Annotated in this window: 18 protein-coding genes and 4 tRNA genes; 4 read left to right on the forward strand and 18 right to left on the reverse strand. The window is 52.3% G+C overall.

Going from position 1 to position 25,939, the window contains the following annotated elements; translation table 11 throughout:
• Window positions 1–81: 81 nt before the first annotated feature.
• The 13 genes from rpoC to ACLPGZ_RS09290 form a co-directional block, all read right to left on the reverse strand.
• Entirely contained in the window at window positions 82–4,344 is a 4,263-nt protein-coding gene (gene rpoC / locus ACLPGZ_RS09230; protein WP_035269553.1) for a DNA-directed RNA polymerase subunit beta', read from the reverse strand.
• A complete protein-coding gene (gene rpoB / locus ACLPGZ_RS09235) occupies window positions 4,344–8,456 on the reverse strand; it encodes a DNA-directed RNA polymerase subunit beta (RefSeq protein ID WP_022983337.1) in 4,113 nt (1,370 codons plus the stop codon). Before rpoB ends, rpoC begins: the two co-directional genes overlap by 1 nt.
• Before the next feature lie 162 nt (window positions 8,457–8,618).
• A complete protein-coding gene (gene rplL, locus ACLPGZ_RS09240; RefSeq protein WP_003800851.1) occupies window positions 8,619–8,996 on the reverse strand; it encodes a 50S ribosomal protein L7/L12 in 378 nt (125 codons plus the stop codon).
• A 79-nt stretch (window positions 8,997–9,075) separates the two neighbouring features.
• Window positions 9,076–9,600 carry a 50S ribosomal protein L10 gene (gene rplJ / locus ACLPGZ_RS09245; protein ID WP_009464320.1) on the reverse strand — a complete coding sequence of 175 codons (525 nt, stop codon included), beginning with the start codon at window positions 9,598–9,600 and terminating at the stop codon, window positions 9,076–9,078.
• 233 nt (window positions 9,601–9,833) lie between these two features.
• The gene (gene rplA, locus ACLPGZ_RS09250; RefSeq protein ID WP_026484874.1) at window positions 9,834–10,529 is read right to left on the reverse strand and encodes a 50S ribosomal protein L1; all 696 of its coding nucleotides are present in this window, start codon (window positions 10,527–10,529) and stop codon (window positions 9,834–9,836) included.
• A gap of 3 nt (window positions 10,530–10,532) precedes the next feature.
• On the reverse strand, window positions 10,533–10,967 hold the full coding sequence (gene rplK, locus ACLPGZ_RS09255) for a 50S ribosomal protein L11 (protein WP_009464323.1): 435 nt from the start codon (window positions 10,965–10,967) through the stop codon (window positions 10,533–10,535).
• Window positions 10,968–11,034: 67 nt separating this feature from the next.
• Window positions 11,035–11,568, reverse strand: a complete 534-nt coding sequence (gene nusG, locus ACLPGZ_RS09260; RefSeq protein WP_009464325.1) for a transcription termination/antitermination protein NusG — start codon at window positions 11,566–11,568, stop codon at window positions 11,035–11,037.
• A 9-nt stretch (window positions 11,569–11,577) separates the two neighbouring features.
• Window positions 11,578–11,958 carry a preprotein translocase subunit SecE gene (secE, locus tag ACLPGZ_RS09265; RefSeq protein ID WP_009464327.1) on the reverse strand — a complete coding sequence of 127 codons (381 nt, stop codon included), beginning with the start codon at window positions 11,956–11,958 and terminating at the stop codon, window positions 11,578–11,580.
• Window positions 11,959–12,003: 45 nt separating this feature from the next.
• Window positions 12,004–12,079, reverse strand: a tRNA-Trp gene (locus tag ACLPGZ_RS09270).
• A gap of 95 nt (window positions 12,080–12,174) precedes the next feature.
• Entirely contained in the window at window positions 12,175–13,365 is a 1,191-nt protein-coding gene (gene tuf, locus ACLPGZ_RS09275; RefSeq protein ID WP_009462422.1) for an elongation factor Tu, read from the reverse strand.
• Between the two features lie 43 nt (window positions 13,366–13,408).
• Window positions 13,409–13,483, reverse strand: a tRNA-Thr gene (locus tag ACLPGZ_RS09280).
• 38 nt (window positions 13,484–13,521) lie between these two features.
• Window positions 13,522–13,595 (reverse strand) — tRNA-Gly (locus ACLPGZ_RS09285).
• A 56-nt stretch (window positions 13,596–13,651) separates the two neighbouring features.
• Window positions 13,652–13,738 (reverse strand) — tRNA-Tyr (locus tag ACLPGZ_RS09290).
• A 328-nt stretch (window positions 13,739–14,066) separates the two neighbouring features.
• Here ACLPGZ_RS09290 and ACLPGZ_RS09295 point away from each other — a divergent pair.
• Window positions 14,067–14,342, forward strand: a complete 276-nt coding sequence (locus ACLPGZ_RS09295; RefSeq protein WP_203145278.1) for a hypothetical protein — start codon at window positions 14,067–14,069, stop codon at window positions 14,340–14,342.
• 1 nt (window position 14,343) lies between these two features.
• On the opposite strand, the gene ACLPGZ_RS09300 is transcribed toward ACLPGZ_RS09295, so the two are convergent.
• The 4 genes from ACLPGZ_RS09300 to mnmG are packed head-to-tail and all read right to left on the reverse strand — an operon-like array spanning window position 14,344 to window position 18,714.
• Window positions 14,344–15,282: a ParB/RepB/Spo0J family partition protein gene (locus tag ACLPGZ_RS09300; protein ID WP_429641146.1), complete on the reverse strand. Its 939-nt coding sequence runs from the start codon at window positions 15,280–15,282 to the stop codon at window positions 14,344–14,346.
• A 29-nt stretch (window positions 15,283–15,311) separates the two neighbouring features.
• Window positions 15,312–16,127 carry a ParA family protein gene (locus tag ACLPGZ_RS09305; protein ID WP_021447168.1) on the reverse strand — a complete coding sequence of 272 codons (816 nt, stop codon included), beginning with the start codon at window positions 16,125–16,127 and terminating at the stop codon, window positions 15,312–15,314.
• 2 nt (window positions 16,128–16,129) lie between these two features.
• Entirely contained in the window at window positions 16,130–16,801 is a 672-nt protein-coding gene (gene rsmG / locus ACLPGZ_RS09310) for a 16S rRNA (guanine(527)-N(7))-methyltransferase RsmG (protein ID WP_035269551.1), read from the reverse strand.
• Entirely contained in the window at window positions 16,798–18,714 is a 1,917-nt protein-coding gene (gene mnmG / locus ACLPGZ_RS09315; protein ID WP_239054907.1) for a tRNA uridine-5-carboxymethylaminomethyl(34) synthesis enzyme MnmG, read from the reverse strand. The genes rsmG and mnmG overlap by 4 nt, the downstream gene beginning before the upstream one ends.
• A gap of 885 nt (window positions 18,715–19,599) precedes the next feature.
• Here mnmG and ACLPGZ_RS09320 point away from each other — a divergent pair.
• Together ACLPGZ_RS09320 and ACLPGZ_RS09325 are read left to right on the forward strand one after the other, a co-directional pair.
• Complete coding sequence (locus ACLPGZ_RS09320) at window positions 19,600–20,772, forward strand: methionine aminotransferase (RefSeq protein ID WP_239054908.1); 1,173 nt, start codon at window positions 19,600–19,602, stop codon at window positions 20,770–20,772.
• Window positions 20,773–20,910: 138 nt separating this feature from the next.
• Window positions 20,911–21,339, forward strand: a complete 429-nt coding sequence (locus tag ACLPGZ_RS09325; RefSeq protein ID WP_239054909.1) for a hypothetical protein — start codon at window positions 20,911–20,913, stop codon at window positions 21,337–21,339.
• A 601-nt stretch (window positions 21,340–21,940) separates the two neighbouring features.
• Here the strand turns inward: ACLPGZ_RS09325 and ACLPGZ_RS09330 are convergent.
• Window positions 21,941–22,999 (reverse strand): metallophosphoesterase, encoded by a 1,059-nt coding sequence (locus ACLPGZ_RS09330; protein WP_239054910.1) that lies wholly within the window; start codon window positions 22,997–22,999, stop codon window positions 21,941–21,943.
• A 1,490-nt stretch (window positions 23,000–24,489) separates the two neighbouring features.
• Between ACLPGZ_RS09330 and ACLPGZ_RS09335 the strand changes: the two genes are divergently transcribed.
• Window positions 24,490–25,857 (forward strand): diguanylate cyclase, encoded by a 1,368-nt coding sequence (locus ACLPGZ_RS09335; RefSeq protein ID WP_035269543.1) that lies wholly within the window; start codon window positions 24,490–24,492, stop codon window positions 25,855–25,857.
• The last annotated feature ends 82 nt before the right edge of the window (window positions 25,858–25,939 follow it).

The raw sequence follows: 25,939 nt of genomic DNA on the forward strand, positions 1-25,939 counted from the left end.
TCGAACTATCTGGTTTTAACCGACTACCTGAAGGTAGCGGCCCACCCTGGATAAGCAGGGTGGGGAACCACTAAGTCTTGCTTATTCCTGATCGCCCTCTGGGGCTGCAGGTTGCTGCTCGGGTTCGGAGGCACCGGACACAAAGACCGGATCTTCCGAAGGCTCAGGAGCCGATGCAAACGGGTTTTCCAGTTCACGGGCTGCTTTGCGCTCTGCCACTTCAAAGGCTTCTTTTTCCTTGCGGGCGGAATGGAAGGCCATACCGGTACCAGCAGGAATCAGACGACCCACGATCACGTTTTCTTTCAGACCACGCAGATCGTCGGTTTTGCCCATGATGGCCGCTTCGGTCAACACGCGGGTGGTTTCCTGGAAGGAAGCCGCCGAGATGAAGGAGTCGGTCGACAGCGAGGCCTTGGTAATACCCAGCAGCACGTTTTCGTACGTAGCTGGAATACCGTTCTCGGCCAGAACGCGATCGTTCTCGTTCAGCAATTCGGAGCGTTCAACCTGTTCACCCGTGATGAAGTTGGTATCACCGGCATCCACAATGTTCACGCGGCGCAGCATCTGACGAACAATCACTTCAATGTGCTTGTCGTTGATCTTCACACCCTGCAGACGGTAAACGTCCTGCACTTCGTTAACAATGTAGTTGGCCAGCTTCTCGATACCCTTCAAGCGCAGGATGTCGTGCGGATCGGCTGGGCCGTCCACAATCATCTCGCCCTTGTTCACCACTTGACCGTCGTGAGCCAGAACCTGTTTTTCCTTCGGAATCAGGAACTCGTGGCTGACGCCGTCCAGGTCGGTAATGACCAGACGCTGTTTGCCCTTGGTGTCCTTACCGAAGGAAACCGTACCTGTAACTTCGGCCAGCAGGCCGGCGTCCTTGGGCGAACGAGCTTCGAACAGTTCGGCCACACGTGGCAGACCACCGGTAATGTCTCGAGTCTTTTGCGATTCCTGAGGAATACGCGCCAGAATCTCACCCACGGACACTTGCTGACCGTCGCGAACGGTAATCAGCGCGCCCACCGGGAAGGAGATATTGACCATGTGATCGGTACCAGCGATCTTGATCTCCTGACCTTGCTCGTTCAGCAGCTTGATCTGAGGACGCATGGTGATCTTGCCACCACGTGTCTTGGGAGTGATCACAACCAGAGTCGACAGACCGGTCACTTCGTCCACCTGACGAGCCACGGTCACGCCTTCTTCGATGTTCTCGAAGCGAACGGTACCGGTGTACTCGGACACGATAGGACGGGTCAGCGGATCCCAGCTTGCCAGACGCTGGCCAGCCTTGATGGCTTCACCATCGCCCACCGTAATGGTGGCACCGTAAGGCACTTTGTGGCGTTCACGTTCACGACGGTTGTCGTCAAAAATAACGATTTCACCGGAACGGGAGATCGCAACGCGTTCGCCCTTGGCGTTGGTCACATAACGCAGACCAATTTCAAAACCGACCGTACCAGCCGTCTTGGTTTCCACCGAGCTTGCCAGCGCTGCACGCGAAGCCGCACCACCAATGTGGAACGTACGCATGGTCAGCTGGGTACCCGGTTCACCGATGGACTGAGCAGCGATAACACCGATGGCTTCACCACGGTTAACCAGCATACCGCGGCCCAGATCGCGACCGTAGCAGCTTGCGCACAAGCCGTGACGGGTTTCGCAAGTCAGCGGAGTGCGGATCTTGACTTCATCAATACCCAGATTGTCGATCAGGTCGACCAGGTCCTCGTTCAGCAAGGTGCCGGCGGGGATAACCAGTTCCTGATTGTCAGGGTTGACGATGTCAGTCGAGGCCACACGGCCCAGAATCAGATCGCGCAGGGGCTCGATAACCTCACCACCATCCAGGATGGCTTTCATGGTGTAGCCGCCCTTGGTACCGCAATCGTCTTCGGTAATGACCAGATCTTGAGTCACGTCGACCAGACGACGAGTCAGGTAACCGGAGTTAGCCGTCTTCAACGCCGTATCGGCCAGACCCTTACGAGCACCGTGAGTCGAAATAAAGTACTGCAGTACGTTCAGACCTTCACGGAAGTTCGCGGTAATAGGCGTTTCAATAATGGAGCCATCAGGCTTGGCCATCAGACCACGCATACCAGCCAGCTGACGAATCTGTGCAGCCGAACCACGAGCACCGGAGTCCGCCATCATGTAGATGGAGTTGAAGGACTCTTGACGTACTTCTTCACCAAAACGGTTGGTCACTGGCTCGGAAGCCAGTTGCTCCATCATGGCCTTACCCACGCGGTCACCGGCTTTGCCCCAGATATCCACTACGTTGTTGTAGCGTTCCTGAGCGGTCACCAGACCCGAGGAGTACTGCTTGTCAATTTCTTTAACTTCGTTGCTAGCCTGAGCCAGGATGCTTTCCTTGACGACAGGCACAACCATGTCATTCATGGCGATGGAAATACCACCACGAGTTGCCAGACGGAAACCGGACTGCATCAACTTGTCGGCAAAAATCACGGTGGCACGCAGGCCGCAGCGACGGAAGGACTGGTTGATCAGACGCGAAATTTCTTTCTTCTTCAACGCACGGTTCAGTGCGGTGAAAGGCATGCCCTTGGGCAAAATTTCGGACAGCAAGGCACGGCCAGCAGTCGTTTCGTAACGCTTGATGGTCTTGACCCACTCACCGTCTTCGCCCTTCTCGAATTCTTCGATACGGACGGTCAGACGAGTTTGCAGCTCGACTTCCTTGTTGTCGTAGGCGCGCTGAACTTCAGCCACGTCGGCCATGAACAAGCCTTCGCCCTTGCCGTTTACCAGTTCGCGGGTCGCATAGTACAGACCCAACACGATATCCTGGGAAGGAACGATGGATGGTTCGCCGTTGGCGGGGAACAGCACGTTGTTGGAGGCCAGCATCAAAGTGCGCGCTTCCAGCTGGGCTTCCAGCGACAGCGGCACGTGAACGGCCATCTGGTCACCGTCAAAGTCAGCGTTAAAGGCGGCACACACCAGGGGGTGCAGCTGAATCGCTTTACCTTCAATCAGGACCGGTTCAAAAGCCTGAATACCCAAACGGTGCAGCGTAGGCGCACGGTTCAGCATCACGGGATGCTCGCGGATCACCTCTTCGAGGATGTCCCACACCACCGGTTCCTGGCTTTCCACCAACTTCTTGGCTGCCTTGATGGTCGTAGCCAGACCCATCAATTCCAGACGGTTGAAGATGAAAGGCTTGAACAGCTCCAACGCCATCAGCTTGGGCAGACCGCACTGGTGCAGCTTCAACTGAGGACCCACCACAATCACGGAACGACCGGAGTAGTCCACGCGCTTGCCCAGCAGGTTCTGACGGAAACGACCGCTCTTGCCCTTGATCATGTCGGCCAGGGACTTCAGTTGACGCTTGTTGGCGCCGGTCATGGCCTTACCGCGACGACCGTTATCCAGCAAGGAGTCCACGGACTCTTGCAGCATACGTTTTTCGTTGCGCAAGATGATGTCCGGTGCCTTCAGTTCCAGCAGACGCTTCAAACGGTTATTACGGTTGATAACGCGGCGGTACAGATCGTTCAGATCGGAAGTCGCAAAGCGGCCGCCGTCCAGCGGTACCAGCGGACGCAGGTCCGGTGGCAGCACGGGCAGCACTTCCATGATCATCCAGTCTGGCTTGATGCCGGATTTCTGGAAGCCTTCCAGCACTTTCAGACGCTTGGAGATCTTCTTGATCTTGGCATCCGAGCCGGTGGCTTTCAGTTCGGCACGCAGGCGCTCGACTTCGCGATCGATGTCGATCGTACGCAGCAGTTCGCGCACCGCTTCCGCGCCCATCAGGGCGTGGAAGTCGTCACCGTACTCTTCAGTCTTGGCCAGGAAATCGTCGTCGGACATGATCTGACCGCGCTTGAGCGGGGTCATGCCAGGTTCGATTACGCACCATGCTTCAAAGTACAGCACGCGCTCGATGTCACGCAGGGTCATGTCCAGCACCATGCCCAGACGGGATGGCAGGCTCTTCAGGAACCAGATGTGAGCAACCGGGCAGGCCAGTTCAATGTGACCCATGCGCTCGCGACGCACCTTGGAGACGGTGACTTCAACGCCACACTTCTCGCAGATGACGCCACGGTGCTTCAGGCGCTTGTACTTGCCGCACAGACATTCGTAGTCCTTGATGGGACCAAAAATCTTGGCGCAGAACAGACCATCGCGCTCGGGTTTGAACGTGCGATAGTTGATGGTCTCTGGCTTGCGGACTTCACCGAAAGACCAGGACCGGATTTTCTCGGGCGAGGCGATGCCGATCTTGATGGCATCGAACTGCTCGTCCTGAGTGACTTGTTTAAAGAGATCGAGTAGCGCTTTCATTATTTACGCTCCAAATCCATGTCCAGGGACAAGGAACGGATTTCCTTGACCAGAACGTTAAAGGACTCCGGCATACCGGCGTCGATCACGTGGTCACCCTTGACAATATTCTCGTAGACCTTGGTACGGCCGGCGATGTCGTCGGATTTAACCGTGAGCATTTCCTGCAGGGTGTAGGCGGCGCCATACGCTTCCAGCGCCCAGACTTCCATCTCCCCGAAACGCTGACCACCGAACTGCGCCTTACCACCCAGCGGCTGCTGAGTAACCAGGGAGTACGGACCTGTCGAACGAGCGTGCATCTTGTCATCGACCAGGTGATGCAGCTTCAGGTAGTGCATGTAGCCTACGGTGACCATACGCTCAAAGGCTTCGCCGGTACGACCGTCAAACAGGCGAACCTGCGTGCGGTGTGGTGCCAGCTGCAGTTTCTCGGCGATATCGTCAGGGTAGGCCAGACGCAACATCTGGTCGATTTCCTGCTCGGTTGCACCGTCGAACACTGGCGTAGCCAATGGCAGACCTTTCTGCAAGTTGGTGGCCATGTTCATCACTTCGTCGTCAGTCAACTCGTTGATGCGAGTCTTCTTGCCGGCAGTGTTGTAGACCTTGTCCAGGAACGCGCGCAGTTCGGAAACCTGCACGTTCTTTTCTTCTTGCATCATGTCGTTGATGCGGTGGCCAATACCTTTGGCAGCCCAACCCAGGTGAACTTCCAGAACCTGACCCACGTTCATACGCGAAGGCACGCCCAGCGGGTTCAGAACGATGTCCACAGGGGTACCGTCAGCCATGTGCGGCATGTCTTCCACGGGAACGATGCGGGAAACCACACCCTTGTTACCGTGACGGCCAGCCATCTTGTCACCAGGCTGCAGACGACGCTTCACAGCCAGGTAAACCTTGACCATCTTCAGCACGCCAGGAGGCAGCTCGTCGCCTTGAGTGAGCTTCTTGCGCTTTTCTTCAAAAGCCAAGTCGAACTGGTGACGCTTTTGCTCCAAGGATTCCTTGGTGTGCTCCAGCACCAGTGCGTGTTGCTCGTCTGCCAGACGGATGTCGAACCACTGCCAGCGATCCAGATCGTTCAGGTAATCAGCAGTCAGCTCGGTGCCCTTGGGCAGCTTGCGTGGACCACCGTTAACGGTTTTGCCGACCAGGAACTTCAAGGCACGGTCAAAGGCGTCGTCTTCAACGATTTGCAGCTGGTCGTTCAGGTCCTGACGGTAGCGACGCAGTTCATCATCAATGATGGACTGAGCACGCTTGTCACGCTCGATACCTTCACGGGTAAAGACTTGAACGTCGATCACCGTACCGACCATGCCCGAAGGCACGCGCAGGGAGGTGTCTTTAACGTCAGAGGCTTTTTCACCAAAAATGGCGCGCAGCAGCTTTTCTTCCGGCGTCAGCTGGGTTTCACCCTTGGGTGTCACTTTACCGACCAGCACGTCGTCGGCACGCACTTCGGCGCCGATGTACACAATGCCGGAATCGTCCAGACGGTTCAGCTGAATTTCGGACAGGTTGCTGATATCGCGGGTGATATCCTCAGGTCCCAGCTTCGTGTCACGGGCAACAACCGTCAACTCTTCGATGTGAACCGACGTGTAGCGATCGTCAGCCACGACCTTCTCGGAGATCAGAATCGAGTCCTCGAAGTTGTAGCCGTTCCAGGGCATGAAGGCGATCAGCATGTTCTGACCCAGAGCCAATTCGCCCAGGTCAGTCGATGCGCCGTCAGCCAGCACGTCACCACGAGCCACGATATCGCCACGTTTGACGATAGGACGCTGGTTGATGTTGGTGTTCTGGTTGGAACGGGTGTACTTGGTCATGTTGTAGATATCTACACCGACCTCGCCAGCCACGTTCTCGTCATCGTGCACGCGAATAACCACGCGCTGTGCGTCAACGTCTACAACCACACCGCCACGACGGGCCTGTACGGTGGTACCCGAGTCAACAGCCACAGTACGTTCGATACCGGTACCGACCAAAGGCTTCTCAGGGCGCAGGCACGGAACTGCCTGACGCTGCATGTTGGCGCCCATCAGTGCTCGGTTGGCGTCATCGTGCTCCAGGAACGGAATCAGCGAAGCAGCCACAGACACGATCTGCGAAGGAGCAACGTCCATGTAATGGATGTTCTCTGGCGCAGTCATCATGGTTTCGCCAGCTTCACGGCAGGCAACCAGATCGTCCGCAAAGGCACCGTCTTCGGTCAACTCGGCGTTAGCCTGAGCGATGACGTAATTGCTTTCTTCAATAGCCGACAGGTAATCGATCTGTTCACTGACCTTGCCGTCAACAATCTTGCGGTAAGGCGTTTCCAGGAAACCGTACTCGTTCAGACGAGCGTACAGCGCCATGGAGTTGATCAGACCAATGTTTGGACCTTCAGGCGTTTCAATTGGGCACACGCGACCGTAGTGGGTTGGGTGCACGTCGCGCACCTCAAAGCCCGCACGTTCACGAGTCAGACCACCAGGGCCCAGTGCCGAAACACGACGCTTGTGCGTGATCTCGGACAGCGGGTTGGTTTGGTCCATAAATTGCGACAGCTGGCTGGAACCGAAGAACTCCTTGACAGCCGCAGAGATGGGCTTGGAGTTGATCAGATCGTGCGGCATCAGGTTTTCGGTCTCGGCTTGGCCCAGACGTTCCTTGACGGCACGTTCCACACGCACCAGACCGGCGCGGAACTGGTTTTCAGCCAATTCGCCCACGCAACGGACACGACGGTTACCCAGGTGATCGATATCATCGATCTGACCGCGGCCGTTACGCAGATTCACCAGCACCTGAATGGTGTCCAGAATGTCTTCGTCGGTCAGGGTCATGGGACCTTCAATGCTGTCACCACGGCCCAGACGGCTGTTCACCTTCATGCGACCCACGCGCGACAAGTCGTAGGACTCTTCGCTGTAGAACAGACGGTTGAACAAAGCCTCAACCGCTTCTTCGGTTGGTGGCTCGCCGGGACGCATCATGCGATAGATCGCGATGCGGGCAGCATTGGAATCCGCTGTTTCGTCCGTGCGCAGGGTCAGGGAGATAAAGCCGCCCTGATCCAGTTCGTTGACGTACAGGGTCTCGAAATCACGCACATTGGCTGCGCGCATTTCGGCCAGAATGGATTCGGTAATTTCGTCGTTGGCGTTGGCAATCACCTCGCCGGTTTCGGCGTTGATGATGTTCTTGGCCAGCACACGACCCAGAAGGAAATCTTCCGGGATGGAAATGTATTCGATCTTGGCTGCTTGCAGGTCGCGCAAATGCTTGGCATTGATACGCTTGTCCTTTTCAACCAGTACGCGACCATCACGGTCGGTAATGTCGAAACGGGCAACCTCGCCCTTCCAGTGTTCTGGAACGAATTGCAGCTTGCCACCTTCCTGATGCAGTTCGATGTGATCGAACTCGAAGAAGTGGGCCAGGATCTGTTCTGGCGTCAGGCCAATGGCCTTCAGCAAGATAGTCACAGGCATCTTGCGACGACGGTCGATACGGAAGAACAGAATGTCCTTGGGATCGAACTCGAAGTCCAGCCAGGAACCACGGTAAGGAATCACGCGAGCCGAGAACAGCAACTTGCCCGAGCTGTGCGTTTTACCGCGATCGTGTTCAAAGAACACGCCGGGGGAACGGTGCAGCTGGGAAACGATGACTCGTTCGGTACCGTTGATCACAAAAGAGCCGTTATCAGTCATCAGGGGCATTTCGCCCATGTAGACTTCTTGCTCTTTTACTTCCTTGACGGTAGGCTTGCTCACCTCGCGGTCCATGAGGACCAGACGAACCTTCGCCCGCAAGGGGGAAGCATAGGTCAAACCACGAAGTTGACACTCTTTGACGTCGAACACCGGCTCGCCGAGCGTATAGCTCACGAACTCTAGCCGCGCCATTTGGTTATGGCTTACTATTGGAAATATGGAACTGAAAGCTTCCTGCAAGCCTTCAACCTTACGCTGAGAAGGCAGCGTGTCCTTCTGCAAGAAGGTTCTGAAAGAATGCAGCTGGGTAGCCAACAGGTAAGGAACCTGCTGTACGTCTTCACGTTTGGCGAAGCTCTTGCGTATGCGCTTTTTTTCGGTGTACGAATAAGGCATGAGCACTCCGACTCAAGGGTTACACGGACCGTCAACCACGGCCCTGGTTTACGACTCTAAAAAACCCGACTTTCTACAATACTAATTAAAAATCATGGGTTTTCTGGAAACGCAAAAGCCCGGGAAGGCTTGAAACGCATTCCCGGGCATCTATCGATACTCTTACTTGAGCTCGATCTTGGCGCCAGCTTCTTCCAGCTTCTTCTGAGCGTCTTCAGCATCAGCTTTGGACAAGCCTTCTTTAACAGCCTTAGGAGCACCGTCAACCAGGTCTTTGGCTTCTTTCAGGCCCAGACCGGTGATTTCGCGCACGACTTTAATGACGCTAACTTTGTTTGCGCCAACGTCAGCCAGGAACACGGTGAATTCAGTTTGCTCTTCAGCGGCAGCAGCAGCGCCACCAGCAGCAGGAGCTGCAACAGCAACAGCGGCGGCAGCAGCCGACACACCGAATTTTTCTTCCATTTCTTTGATCAGCTCGGACAGTTCGAGCACGGACATTGCGCCGATGGCGTCAAGGATTTCAGCTTTAGTAGCCATTTTTAAGAACTCCAGATATTAGGTAAATGCCAGGTTTGGTTGTCGTTCGCAACGACGAAGTTTCCTGAAGGAAAACTGCTTACGCAGCTTCTTTCTGATCGCGCACAGCCGCCAGGCCGCGAACAAACTTGGTGGGAACTTCGTTAAGCGTACGCACAAAAGTAGCGATAGGTGCTTGCATGGTGCCCAGCAGTTTCGCCAGCAATTCTTCGCGCGAGGGCATTGTGGCCAGAGCCTTAACACCATCAGCATTCAGAACGCTATTGGGCAGCGCACCGCCCATGATGACCAATTTGTCATTGGTCTTGGCAAAATCTGCAACGACTTTCGCCGCAGCAACGGGATCTTCACTGATGGCGTACATCAGAGGACCCACGAGCTGGCTGGAGATACCGTCAAACGAGGTACCTGCCAACGAACGACGAACCAGGGTGTTTTTCAACACACGCAGGTAGACGCCAGACTCACGCGCTTTTTTGCGCAATACGGTAGCAGAAGCGACGTCCAGACCACGGTACTCGGCGATAATGATCGATTGGGCCTTTGCCAGTTCGGCAGTGACTTCTTCGATGACTACCGCTTTCTCTTCACGATTGAGACTCACGGTTGAACACTCCTTCAAACGATGTCGGGAAGGCTTCCCAACATCAACCGAATGCGGCGCACCTGGACGAGTTCTATAACGAATTCTTCCACGGGCGCCGTCTACGTTGGATGGGACGTTCTGCCCCGATTAAGCAGTGAGATGACAAGTCAGCCAACTGCTCCAACGGTCTTTGACAGCAGTGACCCTGTAAACAGGATCACAGCCCAAAGTTCTTTTTTTCTAACTGTTGATTAAACAGTCAGAGATGCAATTTCAACACGTGCACCGCCACCCATGGTGGAGGACACGGCAACCTTGCGCAGGTAAACACCCTTGGCAGCGGCTGGACGAGCCTTGTTCAAGGCGTCAACCAGGGCAACCAGGTTGGTCTGCAGCTGTTCAACGTTGAACGAAGCGCGACCAATGGTGCTGTGAATGATACCGGCCTTGTCGGTACGGTATTGAACTTGACCAGCCTTGGCGTTCTTAACAGCCGTAGCAACGTCAGGAGTCACAGTACCAACCTTGGGGTTTGGCATCAGGCCGCGAGGACCCAGAACCTGACCCAGGGTACCGACAACACGCATGGTGTCAGGCGAAGCGATCACAACGTCAAAGTCCATTTGACCGGCTTTGATTTGCTCAGCCAGGTCGTCCAGACCAACGATGTCAGCACCAGCTTCACGAGCGGCGTCGGCTTTTTCGCCTTGGGCGAAAACGGCAACACGCACGGTTTTACCGGTACCAGCAGGCAGAACCACGGAGCCACGGACCAGTTGGTCGGACTTACGAGGATCGATGCCCAGCTGAACAGCGATATCGATGGATTCGTCGAACTTGGCAGTGGCAGTATCTTTCACCAGGGCCAGAGCTTCGGCCACAGGGTAGAACTTGTTGCGGTCGATCTTGGCAGCAATAGCGGCTGCGCGTTTGCTTACTTTAGCCATGACTTACACCACCCCTTCAACGTTGATGCCCATGCTGCGAGCGCTACCAGCGATGGTACGCACAGCGGCGTCCAGATCGGCAGCGGTCAGGTCGGGTTGTTTGGTCTTGGCGATTTCTTCAGCCTGAGCGCGGGTCAGCGTACCGACTTTATCCACGTTAGGACGTGCAGAACCGGATTTGATACCAGCAGCCTTTTTGATCAGGATGGTTGCTGGAGGAGTCTTCATGATGAACGTGAAGCTCTTGTCAGCAAAAGCGGTGATCACCACAGGAATTGGCAGACCGGGTTCCAGACCCTGTGTCTGGGCGTTGAACGCCTTGCAGAATTCCATGATGTTCAGACCGCGCTGACCCAGCGCTGGACCGATTGGAGGGGATGGGTTTGCCTTACCAGCTGGGACTTGCAGCTTGATAAAGCCGACGATTTTCTTCGCCATGCTTAGCTCCTTGCGGGTGATGACGCCTGGCACATGATGCGACAGGCTTCCCGGGGGTTGTAATTAATCAGGTCTTTTCGACTTGATCGAAATCGAGTTCAACGGGGGTGGCGCGACCGAAAATAGTAACGGTGACACGAACCTTGTTTTTCTCGTAGTTAACTTCTTCGACGTTACCGTTAAAGTCTGCAAACGGACCGTCCTTGACGCGTACCAGTTCGCCAACCTCGAACAGCACTTTGTGCCGTGGCTTCTCAACGCCCTCTTCCATTTGCGACAGGATTTTTTCCACTTCGCGCTCGGAGATGGGAGCGGGACGGTTACCGGAACCGCCCAAAAAGCCGGTGACTCGCGGCGTACTTTTTACCAAGTGCCAGGTTTCGTCGGTCAAGGCCATCTCGACCAGAACGTAACCAGGGTAAATACGTCGCTCTGTAATTGATTTCTTGCCGTTCTTTACTTCAACGACTTCTTCCGATGGAACCAGAATGCGACCAAACGCTTCTTGGAGATCAGCGCGTTCAATGCGCTCCACCAGAGCCTTGTGCACGCTTTTTTCCATGCCGGAATAAACGTGAACCACATACCAGCGTTTGCTCATGTGTGCCCTTTATTTCCAGCCCAGCAACAGGCCATAAATGATCCAGCCGAGCCCTTTGTCAATCAGCCACAACAAGATGGCCATAACGGCAACAAACACAAAGACGATACCCGTCATTTGCGTTGCTTCTTTACGGGATGGCCAGTGAACGCGACGCACTTCCGTGTAGGCATCACGAGAAAAAGCGACCAGGCGGCGGCCTGTATCGCTAAACCAGATGATCAATACGGCGACGATTAAGCTGGCAACAAATACCCCAGCGCGAACCAGTGAATTTTGGCCATCCAGAACGGAATAGCCAACAATACCGGCGGCGACGACTAGGACCGCTAGGCCCAGCTTGATGCGCTCGGAACCTCGGTTAACGGTTTCTACGTTGGTATTCGACATATTCCGACGAGTGACGCCACGCGAGGTGGTGGCGAGTGACTGTGGTGGCAGGGGCAGAAGGAATCGAACCCTCAACCTTCGGTTTTGGAGACCGACGCTCTGCCAATTGAGCTATACCCCTATACCTTGACAAACCGTAGCGCGCTACTTTGCTACGTTTGGCTTTTAGGCAAAAGAGGATATTAACCTCTTTCGCCCAAAATTACTACTCTTTTTTTACTTGATGATTTTTGCAACCACGCCAGCGCCAACGGTACGGCCGCCTTCGCGAATAGCGAAGCGCAGACCTTCTTCCATGGCGATAGGAGCGATCAGGGACACTTTCATCGAAATGTTGTCGCCTGGCAGAACCATTTCCTTGTCTTCTGGCAGCTCGATGGTGCCGGTCACGTCAGTCGTACGGAAGTAGAACTGAGGACGGTAGCCCTTGAAGAAAGGAGTGTGACGACCACCTTCTTCTTTGGACAGAATGTACACCTCGGCGTCGAAGTCCGTGTGTGGCTTGATCGAACCGGGTTTGGCCAGAACCTGACCACGTTCCACGTCTTCACGCTTGGTACCACGCAGCAGCAGACCGACGTTATCGCCAGCTTCGCCCTGGTCCAGCAGTTTGCGGAACATTTCAACGCCGGTACAAATGGTCTTGACCGTGTCTTTGATACCCACGATTTCGATTTCTTCGCCGACTTTGATGATGCCGCGCTCAATACGACCGGTCACAACCGTACCACGGCCGGAGATCGAGAACACGTCTTCAACAGGCATCAGGAAGGTACCGTCAACGGCACGCTCAGGCGTAGGAATGTAGCTGTCCAGCGCTTCGGCCAGAGCCAGAACGGCTTGGCTGCCCAGTGGGCCTTCGTCGCCTTCCAGAGCCAGTTTGGCCGAACCCTTGATGATCGGGGTGTCGTCGCCAGGGAAGTCGTACTTGGACAACAGTTCGCGAACTTCCATTTCAACCAGTTCGATCAGCTCTTCGTCATCAACCATGTCGGCCTTGTTCAGGAACACGATGATGTAAGGAACGCCAACCTGACGGCTCAGCAGGATGTGCTCGCGAGTCTGGGGCATTGGGCCGTCAGCGGCCGAGCAAACCAAAATAGCGCCGTCCATCTGGGCAGCACCGGTAATCATGTTCTTGACGTAGTCAGCGTGGCCGGGGCAGTCAACGTGTGCGTAGTGACGGTTAGGCGTCTCGTACTCAACGTGCGAGGTGCTGATGGTGATACCACGTGCTTTTTCTTCAGGGGCGTTGTCGATCTGCGAGTAATCGCGTGCTTCGCCGCCGTATGCCTTGGACAGAACCGTGCAGATTGCAGCGGTCAGAGTGGTTTTACCGTGGTCAACGTGACCGATAGTACCGACGTTGACGTGCGGTTTAGTCCGTTCAAACTTGCCTTTAGCCATGGCAGACTCCTGAAGGGATAGAACGATATAGAGAAGAGAGATGTGGTGCCCATGACGCGGATCGAACGCGTGACCTCTCCCTTACCAAGGGAGTGCTCTACCACTGAGCCACATGGGCATTCAACTTCAGCCCAGAGTGGCCAAAGATTTTTAACCTGGAGCGGGTGAAGGGGATCGAACCCTCGTCTTAAGCTTGGAAGGCTTCTGCTCTACCATTGAGCTACACCCGCAGACTTTTCTTCACCCTCTCCTAAAGTCGCCTTGCTGGCTGACTCTAGAAAAGTGCTGGTGGTGGGAGTTGGATTCGAACCAACGTAGGCGCAGGGCCAACAGATTTACAGTCTGCCTCCTTTAACCACTCGGACATCCCACCCGAAGCGAAAATCGAATTATGGACATGTTTTAAGAGGTCGTCAAGCCTTTTGGGAAGAAAACTGAATAATTCGATGAATTTTTTAAAAAAACTGGATTTGGGGTGCTTTTTTTACTGGTTTTGTCACTGTTTTCAGGCGTCAGACATGCCGCTTTTGAATGCTTTCAAAACCGGGGAATCACGGTGAAATACGGGTAAACACATAGATTTTTTTCTGTTTTCAGCACTTGTTTTTGTAAGCAAAAGATACGAATCTGGTTTTTTCGCTTTTAATCCGGCTCTCGGACGTCTTCCCTGCTCTGTTCCCTGACTTGCTTGGACGTTCCTCTTGCTGTTTTCTACCGGCTGGGGCGCAAGCAAGCAATCTGAAAACCATGCAGCCATGAACTGTCTTCAGAAAAAAGCTTGGATTGCTGATGAACTTTACTTAGGAAGGAGTAATTCATCATTCCAGAAATTGTTCCAGTTCATCTCCCACCAGTTGCTTCTTTTTTTCAGCCAAATACTGCTCAGTAGCAAAACACGGGGCATGGCAAAGAAAAAGCCGACCAGAGGTCGGCTTTTTTACATCAACTGCATCGCTTTCAGCGTGGCGCGGGCCTGACTTAATCGTCCGTTTGCTCCAGCAAGGACGACAGCCCCTGCTTTTCCAGCAAAGCATTCAAATGCTCCCAGCCATGGAAAGCGATCTGCAACTGGCCCTTGTCCTTGGCACCGACCTTCAAGGTCACCTTGGTACCCAGGTGGTCAGACAGCACCTTTTCAAAGCGCTGTACGTCGCCATTGCGGTTCGCCTTGCTCTGGGCCTGCTTGCTGGCAGGCTCGTCATCCTCGTGCAAAGCACGGGCGACCAGCTTCTCGGTTTCACGCACCGACAGACGGCGGGCAATCACCTCGTTGGCCAACATGATCTGACGGGCAGCGTCCACAGCCAGCAAGGCACGAGCGTGACCCATATCGATGTCGCCGGCCAGCAGCATGATCTGCACAGGCTCTGCCAGGTTGATCAGACGCAGCAGGTTGCTGGTGGTCGAACGCGAACGGCCAATCGCCTGAGCGGCCTGCTCATGAGTCAGACCGAACTCGTCCAGTAAACGCTTCACACCTTGCGCCTCTTCCAGCGGATTCAGATCTTCACGCTGGATGTTCTCGATCAGTGCCATGATGGCGGCGTTCTCGTCGCCTACCTCGCGCACCAGAACGGGCACTTCTTCCAGACCAGCAATTTGCGACGCACGGAAACGACGTTCACCGGCGATAATTTCGTATTTGCCCTTGTCCTTACCCGACAGAGGACGCACCAGAATAGGCTGCATCACGCCTTGTGCGCGAATGGATTCGGCCAGCTCGTTCAAGGCGCCCTCGTCCATGCGAGTACGCGGCTGATACACCCCAGCCATGAGCAGTTTGACGGGCAGGTTGGAAGGTGGGCCATCGCTCACCGTCGCTTCGCCCTTTTTCCCGATGGTTGCGATAGCGCCTGCGTCTGCGCCGAGCAAGGCATCCAAGCCTCGACCTAGACCTTTTGGTTTTCGTGTAGCCATGCTTACATTCCTATTGATTCTTGTGTGCCTTATGCCTTGTCGCTGCGGGATTCTTTCTTCAAGCGCTTGATCAGCTCTTTACCAAAGTCCATATAGGCCTTGGCACCCCGGGAGTTCTTGTCATACACAATACCTGGCATACCGTGGCTTGGCGCTTCAGCCAAACGTACGTTACGTGGCACCACCGTCTTGAACACCTTATCGCCAAAGTGTGTCTCGATCTGATTGGAGACTTGCTGCTGCAAAGTTACGCGGCCATCAAACATCACCCGCAGCAAACCAATCAACTCCAAATCCGGGTTGATATTGCGATAGACCCGTTTAACCGTATTGACCAGATCCGACAGCCCTTCCAGCGCAAAGTACTCGCACTGCATGGGGATGATGACCCCGTGAGCACTGGCCAAACCATTTAACGTCAGTAAGGACAAGGTGGGTGGGCAGTCGATCAGCACAAAATCGTAATCGTCCAACACCTGAGCCAGAGCCTGTTTAAGTTGTTGCTCACGCTCTTGCATCTGGATCAGGTCGATTTCTGCGCCCGACAGCTCCCTATTGGAAGGCAAGACGTCATAACCACCTGTTTCTGAATGTATCTTTACGTTAGCAATGCTTTCGTCGCCAATCAGGACTTGGTACAAATTACCAGACAGGCTGTTTTTATCAATACCACTACCCATGGTGGCATTGCCCTGAGGATCCAGGTCAATCAATAAAACCTTTTTCTTCAGTACAGCAAGAGCAGCTGCCAAATTAATTGCTGTGGTCGTCTTGCCTACCCCGCCCTTTTGGTTCGCAATACAAAATACATAGGCACGGGGAGATTTATCGTCTTTTTTACTCATGATTATCCTTGCTGCACCAACCACACTAGACAACGCTGTGCCTCTAGCTCCGGTACGGTTAATGATTCTATTCGTTCGACCCGCCAGTTACTTTCAGATTGCAATGCCGCTATTTCTTGATCAGGTTCTTTACCCTTCATAGCCGCAATGCGTCCACCTGGACGAACATGCCTGCCTGCCAAATTTACGAAATCAAGCAGCGAAGAAAAAGCTCGGGAAACCACAATATCTGCCTGCATGGGTTCCAGCTGCTCTACACGCACATGCATCGCCGACAAATTGGGCAAGGCCAAAGCACCAACCATTTGTCGAACAAATGCCATTTTTTTCTCGACAGCATCGATACAGGTAATGTTCCACGTGGAACATGATGCTGCCAAAACAACTCCCGGCAAACCTGCCCCTGAACCTACATCTACAATCTTTACCGATTCTTGTGTCTGTGTATTGTTGCCGGCCAGATAGTTCTGAAACGGACGGACAATCGACAGGCTATCAAAAATGTGTTGCACCAGCATTTGATCTGGGTCACGCAGGGCGGTCAGATTATAGGTACGGTTCCAACGCTGCAACTGATTTATGTAATCCAGTAGCTTGCGTACCAGTACAGGGTCCTGATCCAGACCCAAATCCAGCAGGGCCTGATTCAGGCGTTTTGAAAAAATATCGCTCATGCCGTTTGTTTGTTCTTTTGCTTGCGCTTCAGGTGTACCAACAATAAAGAAACCGCCGCAGGTGTCACACCTTGAACACGCCCGGCCTGGCCAATGGTTAAAGGCTTGGCAGCCTTCAAGCGTTGGCGCACCTCAATCGACAATCCCTTGATGTCGTCGTAATCCAGGTCCTCTGGAATGGCTTGCTCTTCCAGTGCTGCCTGACGAGTCACCTCATCCTGTTGACGCGCCACATAGCCCGCATACTTCACCTGAATTTCCACCTGCTCAACATGCACCGGATCTTCCAGACCTGGGCCTGCTACAGGCATGCCTTGATCATTCAGCACGGCCATCAACTTGGCATAGTCCACTTCGGGACGTTTGAGCAAATCGAAGAAGGAGTACTCCCGTTCGATACTTTTACCTAACAGTGCATTTGCTTGTTCGGCAGGCAAATTGCGGGGGTTCACCCAAGTGCCCTTCAAGCGTTCAATTTCACGTGCAACCGCATCGCGTTTGCGATTGAAATGATCCCAACGGGCATCATCCACCAGGCCCAACTCCCGACCAATTTCAGTTAATCGTTGGTCGGCATTATCTTCCCGCAGACTCAAACGGTATTCGGCACGAGACGTGAACATACGGTAAGGCTCGGTCACCCCACGGGTAATCAAATCGTCTACCAACACACCCAGATAGGCTTCGTTGCGACGTGGATACCACTGCTCTTTCTCTTGTGCCAAACGCGCTGCGTTCACCCCGGCCAACAAGCCCTGAGCGGCGGCTTCTTCGTAACCTGTCGTGCCATTGATCTGACCGGCAAAGAACAAGCCACGAATCTGTTTGGTCTCCAGCGTGGGGTACAGGGATCGAGGGTCAAAATAATCGTATTCAATCGCGTAACCTGGACGCATGATGCGGGCATTTTCCAAACCAGGCAGGCTGCGCACCATAGCCAACTGGATATCGAAAGGCAAACTGGTCGAGACACCATTGGGGTAGATCTCGGTCGTGCTCAAGCCTTCAGGTTCCAAAAACACTTGATGGCTGCTCTTGTCCGCAAAGCGATGAATCTTGTCTTCGATAGACGGGCAGTAACGCGGACCAATGCCCTCGATAGTGCCTTGGTCGCTATACATAGGCGAGCGATCCAGCCCGGAACGGATGATGTCGTGGGTACGCTCGTTGGTGTGCGTAATCCAGCACGGCATCTGCTGAGGATGCATGGAAACAACGCCCATATAAGAGAACACCGGAATCGGATCGCTGTCGCCAGGTTGGACTTCCAGGCGGGAGAAATCGATGGTGTTGGCATCAATGCGCGGAGGGGTCCCTGTCTTCAACCGCCCTTGCGGTAACTGCAGTTCCCGCAAACGATGCGCCAAGCTGATGGACGGCGGATCCCCTGCCCGGCCCGCAGAATAATTATTCAGGCCTACATGGACCAGACCATTCAAAAAAGTTCCTGCTGTCAGAACCACAGATTTGGCTTTGAATTCCAAGCCAATCTTGGTCACAGCACCCACAACCCGATCACCTTCCACAATCAAGTCTTCGACTGATTGCTGGAACACCATCAGGTTGGGTTGGTTTTGTAGAACCTCGCGAATAGCTTTGCGGTACAAAGAACGGTCCGCCTGAGCACGAGTGGCGCGCACGGCCGGGCCTTTGGAGCTATTCAGAGTACGGAATTGAATACCGGCGTGGTCGGTAGCCAACGCCATTGCCCCGCCCAGCGCATCCACTTCCTTGACCAAATGCCCCTTCCCAATCCCCCCAATAGAAGGGTTGCAGGACATCTGCCCCAAGGTATCCATATTATGGGTTAACAATAAGGTAGACACGCCGGTTCGAGCTGCCGCTAAAGCCGCTTCGGTACCAGCATGTCCGCCGCCTATGACAATAACGTCAAACTCTTCGGGATAAATCATGTCAGAACAGCTAAAAAATAAAAATCAATTATACGATTACCAGCGGAGTATGTTCCACGTGAAACACATGGAACCAATATCTGTTCCACGTGGAACACAGTTTTTTGCGTAAATACCACTGTGGATAACTTTGTGGAGAAAGGGACGCTTTTTTATCCCCAGGCCACCTTGGGAAGCACAGGCTGCGCTTGCAAAGATTTTCTTCAGCCAGAACTCCCTAGGGAGCGAAGCCATAAAAGGCGCGCTTATCACTCTTAAATCCCCTAAAAGGGGCTATCTAAGCCAGTACATCACAACAGGTGGATAAAAGCAGCCCAAGCAGGCAGCAAAATTGTGGATAACAGAGCAATAAAAAGAAATACTGCCTGAGGACCACATCCACCGTTCTACAGTGTGGCGATAAGGAAATTTCGGCTGGCCTGCGGAAAATATAAGGCGTCGATTATGTAATCCGACTACCTTGGCTACAAGAAAAAAGTGCCCTATGCGCAAAAAGACAGCTATCCAGATAGAACAGGATTTACTTGAGACGACAGATACTTTGAAGAAACAGCAGCACCTTTAACGCCTAGCTTAAAACCTGGGACTTAATCGAGAGGCCGAAGTTAAGACACAGGTCTAGCCAGAAAATTCCCGTGGCTACAACACGAACCTGCAGCGCGAGAGCTGAGGAAGCAAAACAGCAGGAGAAGCCGGGCTCGGAACCTATATAGGCAATAGCTATATAAATGTAAGAAACCGATCCTGAGTGCTCAGTTCCACGATCAACAGATACGCGCAGAATCTATGGTATTTTCGACAAGAATTTGTCTGATACTTCGCCACCCAACTTTTTACTCAAATCTGAAGCGCGGGTGCATTTTTATTATTCATATCAGTAGACCCATGCAGATCACATCCAAGCTCCCTTCTGTGGGCACCACCATCTTTACCACCATGAGCCAGCTGGCTCTGGAGCATAAGGCCATTAACCTGGGCCAGGGCTTTCCAGACTTCAATCCGGATCCAGCCCTGATTGAGGCTGTGCACCAGGCCATGCTGGATGGCATCAACCAATACCCTGCCATGGCTGGTTACCCTGCCCTGCGAGTCGCCATTGCCAGCAAGACGCAGGCTCGGTATGGCCGCCTTTACAACGTGGATACGGAAATCACCGTCACCAGTGGCGCTACTGAGGCCTTAATGGCCAGTTTCCAGGCTTTTGTGCACACAGGCGATGAGGTCGTCGTAATCGAGCCCTTCTATGACCTGTATATCCCCGCCATCGAGCTGGCCGGAGGTACCCCTGTTGCTGTCCCCATGACAGCGCCTAGCGAGGCTGTACCCTACTACCGCGTCGACTGGGACCGAGTGGAACAAGCCATCACCAGCAAGACCCGTATGCTGGTGATCAATTTCCCACACAACCCAACCTGCACCATCTTGCAGCCCCAGGATCTGGACGCGTTGGAGCAGATTGTAGAAAAACACCCTTCCTTGATCATCTTGTCCGATGAGGTCTATGAACACCTGACCTTCGATCAGAAAGAGCATCTAAGTCTTGCTACCCGCCCTCTCCTGGCAGAACGAGCAGTAATCGTTTCTTCCTTTGGCAAAACCTTCCACGCCACAGGTTGGAAAGTAGGCTACTGCTGTGCTCCTGCCAGTCTCAGCACGGAAATTCGCAAGGTCCACCAATACACCGTCTTTACCGTTCCTAGCCCCTTACAGGCTGGTTTAGCCACCTATATGCAGGATCCAGCCACCTGGGAGAGTCTGCCCGCGTTCTACCAGGAAAAACGCGATCATTTGCATCAAGGTCTGCAGAACACCCGTTTCACTCCTATGCCCAGTGAAGGTACTTTCTTCTTGCTAGCCAGCTACGAACACATTTCGGAGCTGTCCGAGCTGGATTTTGCCAAGCATCTGAACCAGAACTATGGCGTAGGCGCGATCCCCGTGTCTGCCTTCTACCTGAATCCCAATTCTGAGCAGGCTAACCATCGTTTGCTGCGTTTTTGCTTTGCCAAGCAGCTCAACACCCTGGACCAGGGTATTGAACGCCTGAAAAAGGTCTAAAGGCTTTTTTCCCTACCTTCATCAAACCGCCGTCAGGCGGTTTTTTTGTGTCCTGATTTTTGTGGACAAGTGCAGTCGTCGCAATCTTGCCTAAATCTGTCACACAAGCCCTGCAACGGCGACGTAAAACAGCAAGCATTGTCCGAAGCACAAACCATCTACCGCAAACCACAAAACCCGCATCTTGTGCCCCATAGAACACCAAACGTGAAACAGGCAATACAGCCTTCCAGCGCTGTCCTGTTGATAACTTTGGGGGTAAACCTGATTTTTTGCCCAGTTATCGCTTCTTTTCCTTTGAGAAAAGTAAAAATCAGCCAGCTCGCAGGCCTTCCTGTTTCAGTTCATGTGGCTTGCCAAAAAACAGGCCTCAAAGTTAAAACCACAAAAAATATAGATATAAAACAAGGACTTATTTCAATATCACAAGCTTTGAACAGACTTTGCAACTGTGAAAATACACAGGTCACCAAGCCTCTTCGAGCACCACAAGATACGAGCAAGCACAAACCAACGCTTTACCCACAAAATGTGGATAAGTCAAAAATTCAAACAAGATTGACCTAGTACAAGCTCCAGGCGCAGCAATCCCTGCAGCCATAGCAAACTCTTGGCCAAACATGTCGTCCAGGTAGAACACCCCTCTTTTGCCATTCCGTTCCTTTGTTTGAGTTTTTCTCATGTTGAAAGAAAACTCCGGGAACAGACGACAAAGTCGATCTTGTACGGTTCTGAAAATAAATTTTCAGCCTTTGACGCTCAGATTTCTGTATGCAAAAGCCGCATAAGCCAGCTTTGAGCGAGATCGTGATTTTTGTTCATGGACTGCATCTTAGTCGAGAACTTTTAGCTTGCAAAGGGCATGGAGCTGGCCTGCAGAGAGTTGAACTTATCTTATATAACAAGCACTTAAATCTTTTATTGGAATTATTGGATGGAGCCCTGTTGATAAGTCGAACAAGTGTCTTTAGCAGCGTTAAAACAAGAGCTTAGCGCTTTTTTTTCCGGGGATAGATCTAACGCTTACCGGTGGATGGTTTAGGTACAACTTTTAGACTTCACAAAGAAGTACCTACTTATGCCTTATGTATCCACACCCTGTTCACAATGCCCTTCCTAGAGCTTATCCACAGCAAAGAAAATTGTAACAGCGGAATATAAAGTGAATTTACCGGGTTGCTTGGATAAATCCGGTGTCTGTCATGATGATTTTCTCTGGCCAACGCAAAGCAGCCAGGTGAAAAGCTGAGCCTTCAGGTGCCTGGTCCTTGCGGCGATCGCGCCAACGAGCTCCTACGGAAAAATCCACGCAAAATGTATTTTTCTTTGCTCCATGCCAGGAAAATGGATCTATATCTTTGAATAATAAGGAATATTTAGACATTTTCGCTGTTGGTTGAGGAAAAAGCTGGCGCCAATAGTGGCCAAAAACGACAGGAATATCGTCCTGGTAGTTGTTCCACCAAGGAGTTCGGTCGGAAAAACGCCAACGGTTGCCAGCAAAAAACGGACGATCTGCGGGTCCTTCAGTGCCGGAAGTCAGCAAACGGATGGGGTTGAAGTCATTTTTGACCAAATCGTAGTCAATGTAGGCCTGCAACAAAGGTATCAGGGCCTTTGGGTCTTCAATTTTTTCTTTCCATTCTTGTTTTGCAGCTAGATATTTATTCAGAATTCCTTTTTTTTCTGCATAAGTATCAGCTTTACGCTCACATTCAAAGAAAAAATCAAGAAAATCTTCGTTTTTAACCGATCTAATTGCATCAATAGCAGGATTATTCCAGGCTGCATGCACAATTCTCAGGTCATCTCTTTCTAATGCAATGGGTAGTGAGCTTAAAAACTCTCGGATTTTGTCTCTATTTTGAGGCTTTGCGCGTATAAATGGCGAGTAATTCTTTAAATCTGATTGATATCGCTGATCAAAATACCAACCTGATCCATCTTTCGCATCATCTATCAGTAGATTGATTTCATGATTACCTAATATCCCTTTTGCTTTATTATTATTTATCAAGGACTTAAGGTATTCAATTACAGCAGGGCTATTTGGACCTCGGTCACAATAATCTCCCACGAATATCAGGCTACGTTGCTCTGGATGAGAGCCATCTTCCTGGTAACCCAAGTTTTGGATCAGTTGTTGCAAGGCCTGAAGCTCTCCGTGTACATCACCGATGATGTCTAAAGAACCAGCAGGTAAAGGCTGTACAAGAAAGTTGGGCATGGGTGAAGAGATCTTTATTTAATAATAACTATATATATAACTGGTAATGGATAATGGGTGTCTGTGGATAAGTGGCATAGATAGAAATTAACCTTTAATTTCAGTACTTTATTGACCACTTTCTCCTGTGCACCACCCCGATGGAGTCGGTGGACCGAAACTGGACAAAATTTGAGGCCTGGCCAGACAGGCAACTTATCCCCCTTTCATCCACAGCAGGTCCACAGCAGGCCTTCTTGGAGCTTATCCACAGGGGGCCAGAGCCAGTAGCTGCCTTAAATATAGCTTTTTTGCCCTGTTCTTGACCGATTTTCTGGCCGGATCTCGACCGCCTGGAGCGTCTGGATGAGCGGATGTCGGTGTTTGCACCAACACCATGTTGAAGTGCGAATTAAGCCCTTATAATATCCACAAATTATTCACTTTCTTATTAACTGCTGATTTCTCCGGATTTTATATTTCCATTTCTGGTTTAATCTATTTTGTTAATAAAATTGTGGATTTCTTTGTTATCCAGATCTGTGGATAAGTTTGATTATCACGACTGTTATTTGTTTTCCAGTTCCAAACAAAATCCTGTTCTTGTAATTCAACGCCGTGATTTTGTTTTCTTTCATTTTTTATTTCTGTATTCAAAAAATAAAAAATTAGCAGTCCGAATTATCATTTTTAATTGTTGTCTGGATTTCTTTCTTCTTACCTATCTATCTTTTATTTGGACTGGCCTCTTTTTTGGTTAATGTGTTTCCTTAGAAAAAATAGAAACTAATCAAACATTTGAGTCTGTTTATCTCTATTCTCCAGTCGCTTTCTTTGATTATTTCTTGATTCCTTTCCGAGTTTTTTAGATAAAGTTGACTTATTTTTAATAAAAAAATAACTTGAAGCAGAGTAATAAGTATTGAATGATCGGGTTTAGCGATGGAACCTATCTGCCGACCCGACCCGACCCGACCCGACCCGACCCGACCCGACTGCGGTGGTCAGGCTGTCTTATGGAAACCTGGGTATTTATTCAGTATTGGATATAAACCCAGTCCTATGAGCCCGTTTCCCGGCACTCCCTCCCCTGCCCAAGCGCTAGCATGCTTTATTGATCGTTCTCTGTCCGGATGCTAAACGTGGCTTTTTGGCGATAGTGGGTAATTCGTTTTGTCAGCTATCTACTTTGATAGGACAATCTGCTCACCGTGGAACTTTCGGTGCGTTTGGGTCGACAAAGCCATGGGTTTGAATCGCAAATTGCTGTCAAAGTGAGGCGAAACCAGCACTTGCTCCAGTACATGGACAACGTATTTCTGCCTTGGCCCGTGGAATCACCCACTTATCTTTAAGGGGTATGTTTTTTCCTTGTGGGCAGCAAGGGTATTCTCCTGCTAGCCCGTGGCTTGTATCGCTATAAGAAATAGCGCGAAATCTCCCCTCATGTAACAATTGCCGCCAAGGCTGTTTAATCCTTAAGTATCGTCTCGCTACTCTCCCTGTACTTCATGTCTCAACCGAATATCGAAGAAGCCGCTCAGGACTGGCACGGCTTGCTCCAGAAAGTGCCCCTGGCGGTCCGTGCTCATGTGCTGACTATCACTCAAGATAACCAGGACGAGCTTGCGACCCATTTTTATACGCATATGCTCAAGCACCCTGCCGCACAGGTGTATCTCTCGCATGATCAGGTACATAAGCGCTTGCATCGCTCCTTGCGCAGTTGGTTGGTACAGCTGTTTTCGGTGGATGAACACAGTGATATGCAAGATCAGGTCAAGCTGCAAAATCAGGTTGGCGAGGTCCATGCTCGGGTTGGGGTGCCGGTTCACCTGGTGCTGCGTGGTGCACGCTTGCTCAAGGGACGTTACGCCCGCTTCCTGTTTGAATCTTCGACTATTAGTTCCGAGCAGGCCTGGGAGTGCTATCGCTACATTCAGAACTTCATTGATCTGGCGATGGAACTGATGAGCCATGCTTATGCCAATTCGCGTGAGCGTAAATCCCGTGCCGAAGAGTCCTATCGCCTGTTTGCCATTGTGCAGAACGTGGCGGCCGAGCGTGGCCGACAGCGAGCCGCGCTGCTGGATTGGGAAAATCTTTTCATGTTTGCGATGGCGGTCAACAATGGTGTGACGCCTGCCCCGCGGATTGGAGATTCGGACTTCGGTATCTGGTTCAAGCATAAGGGTGCGCATGCCTTCCAGGGCACGGTAGAGAGTCGTGAGATCCTGGACTTGATGAATCTGATTGATACCGAGCTGATGCCGGCTTTCGAGCAAGGGGACGCGAAAGGACAGGTTCTACGCTTGCATGAGCTGCGTGATCGAACCCGAGCCATTGGTTTGCACCTGGATCGCTTGTTTGAGCAGCAAAACGAGCTGGAGTCGGGCCGGGACGTGCTGACCCGCCTGTTAAGCCGCAAATACCTGCCTGTCGTGCTTAGCCGTGAAGTGGGCTATGCCCAGCAGCGGGGATCGCGTTTTGCGCTGCTGGCCGTGGATATAGACTTCTTCAAGCGGGTTAATGATACTCATGGCCATGATGCCGGTGATCGTATCTTGCGTCAGTTTGCTGAGCTGCTCAGCAATAGCGCGCGTGCCGGTGATTACGTGTTCCGCCTTGGGGGCGAAGAGTTCCTTCTGGTCTTGGTCGACGTGGATGCGGATGGTGCGATGCGTGCCGCCCGTAATTTGCGTCTTCGTATTCATGCGGAGACCTTCCGGGTTGTGGATGGCGAAAGCATGAATATCACCGCCAGTATTGGCGTGGCCTTGTACGACGGTCACCCGGATTACGAGCGCACGCTGCGCCGGGTTGACCGCGCCTTGTATCAGGCCAAAGAAGAAGGCCGCGACCGGGTTGTCTACGTCTGATGGGACGGGCTTGCCCGCCCTTTTATGTCGTATGGCGGCAACCTGTGCTACAAGTGCGTATTGTTTTGTTCCTGCCAGTGTT

The sequence above is a fragment of the Alcaligenes sp. Me129 genome (genome assembly GCF_050487245.1).
GTDB lineage: Bacteria > Pseudomonadota > Gammaproteobacteria > Burkholderiales > Burkholderiaceae_B > Alcaligenes > Alcaligenes phenolicus.

Excerpts from the sequence above, each read along its gene's own strand:
- nusG (WP_009464325.1), bottom strand. The coding sequence starts at position 11,568 with ATGAGCAAACGCTGGTATGTGGTTCACGTTTATTCCGGCATGGAAAAA.
- ACLPGZ_RS09335 (WP_035269543.1), top strand. The coding sequence starts at position 24,490 with ATGTCTCAACCGAATATCGAAGAAGCCGCTCAGGACTGGCACGGCTTG.
- tuf (WP_009462422.1), bottom strand. The coding sequence starts at position 13,365 with ATGGCTAAAGGCAAGTTTGAACGGACTAAACCGCACGTCAACGTCGGT.
- mnmG (WP_239054907.1), bottom strand. The coding sequence starts at position 18,714 with ATGATTTATCCCGAAGAGTTTGACGTTATTGTCATAGGCGGCGGACAT.
- rplA (WP_026484874.1), bottom strand. The coding sequence starts at position 10,529 with ATGGCTAAAGTAAGCAAACGCGCAGCCGCTATTGCTGCCAAGATCGAC.
- rsmG (WP_035269551.1), bottom strand. The coding sequence starts at position 16,801 with ATGAGCGATATTTTTTCAAAACGCCTGAATCAGGCCCTGCTGGATTTG.
- rpoB (WP_022983337.1), bottom strand. The coding sequence starts at position 8,456 with ATGCCTTATTCGTACACCGAAAAAAAGCGCATACGCAAGAGCTTCGCC.
- ACLPGZ_RS09300 (WP_429641146.1), bottom strand. The coding sequence starts at position 15,282 with ATGGCTACACGAAAACCAAAAGGTCTAGGTCGAGGCTTGGATGCCTTG.
- ACLPGZ_RS09320 (WP_239054908.1), top strand. The coding sequence starts at position 19,600 with ATGCAGATCACATCCAAGCTCCCTTCTGTGGGCACCACCATCTTTACC.
- ACLPGZ_RS09330 (WP_239054910.1), bottom strand. The coding sequence starts at position 22,999 with ATGCCCAACTTTCTTGTACAGCCTTTACCTGCTGGTTCTTTAGACATC.
- secE (WP_009464327.1), bottom strand. The coding sequence starts at position 11,958 with ATGTCGAATACCAACGTAGAAACCGTTAACCGAGGTTCCGAGCGCATC.
- rpoC (WP_035269553.1), bottom strand. The coding sequence starts at position 4,344 with ATGAAAGCGCTACTCGATCTCTTTAAACAAGTCACTCAGGACGAGCAG.
- rplK (WP_009464323.1), bottom strand. The coding sequence starts at position 10,967 with ATGGCGAAGAAAATCGTCGGCTTTATCAAGCTGCAAGTCCCAGCTGGT.
- rplL (WP_003800851.1), bottom strand. The coding sequence starts at position 8,996 with ATGGCTACTAAAGCTGAAATCCTTGACGCCATCGGCGCAATGTCCGTG.
- ACLPGZ_RS09305 (WP_021447168.1), bottom strand. The coding sequence starts at position 16,127 with ATGAGTAAAAAAGACGATAAATCTCCCCGTGCCTATGTATTTTGTATT.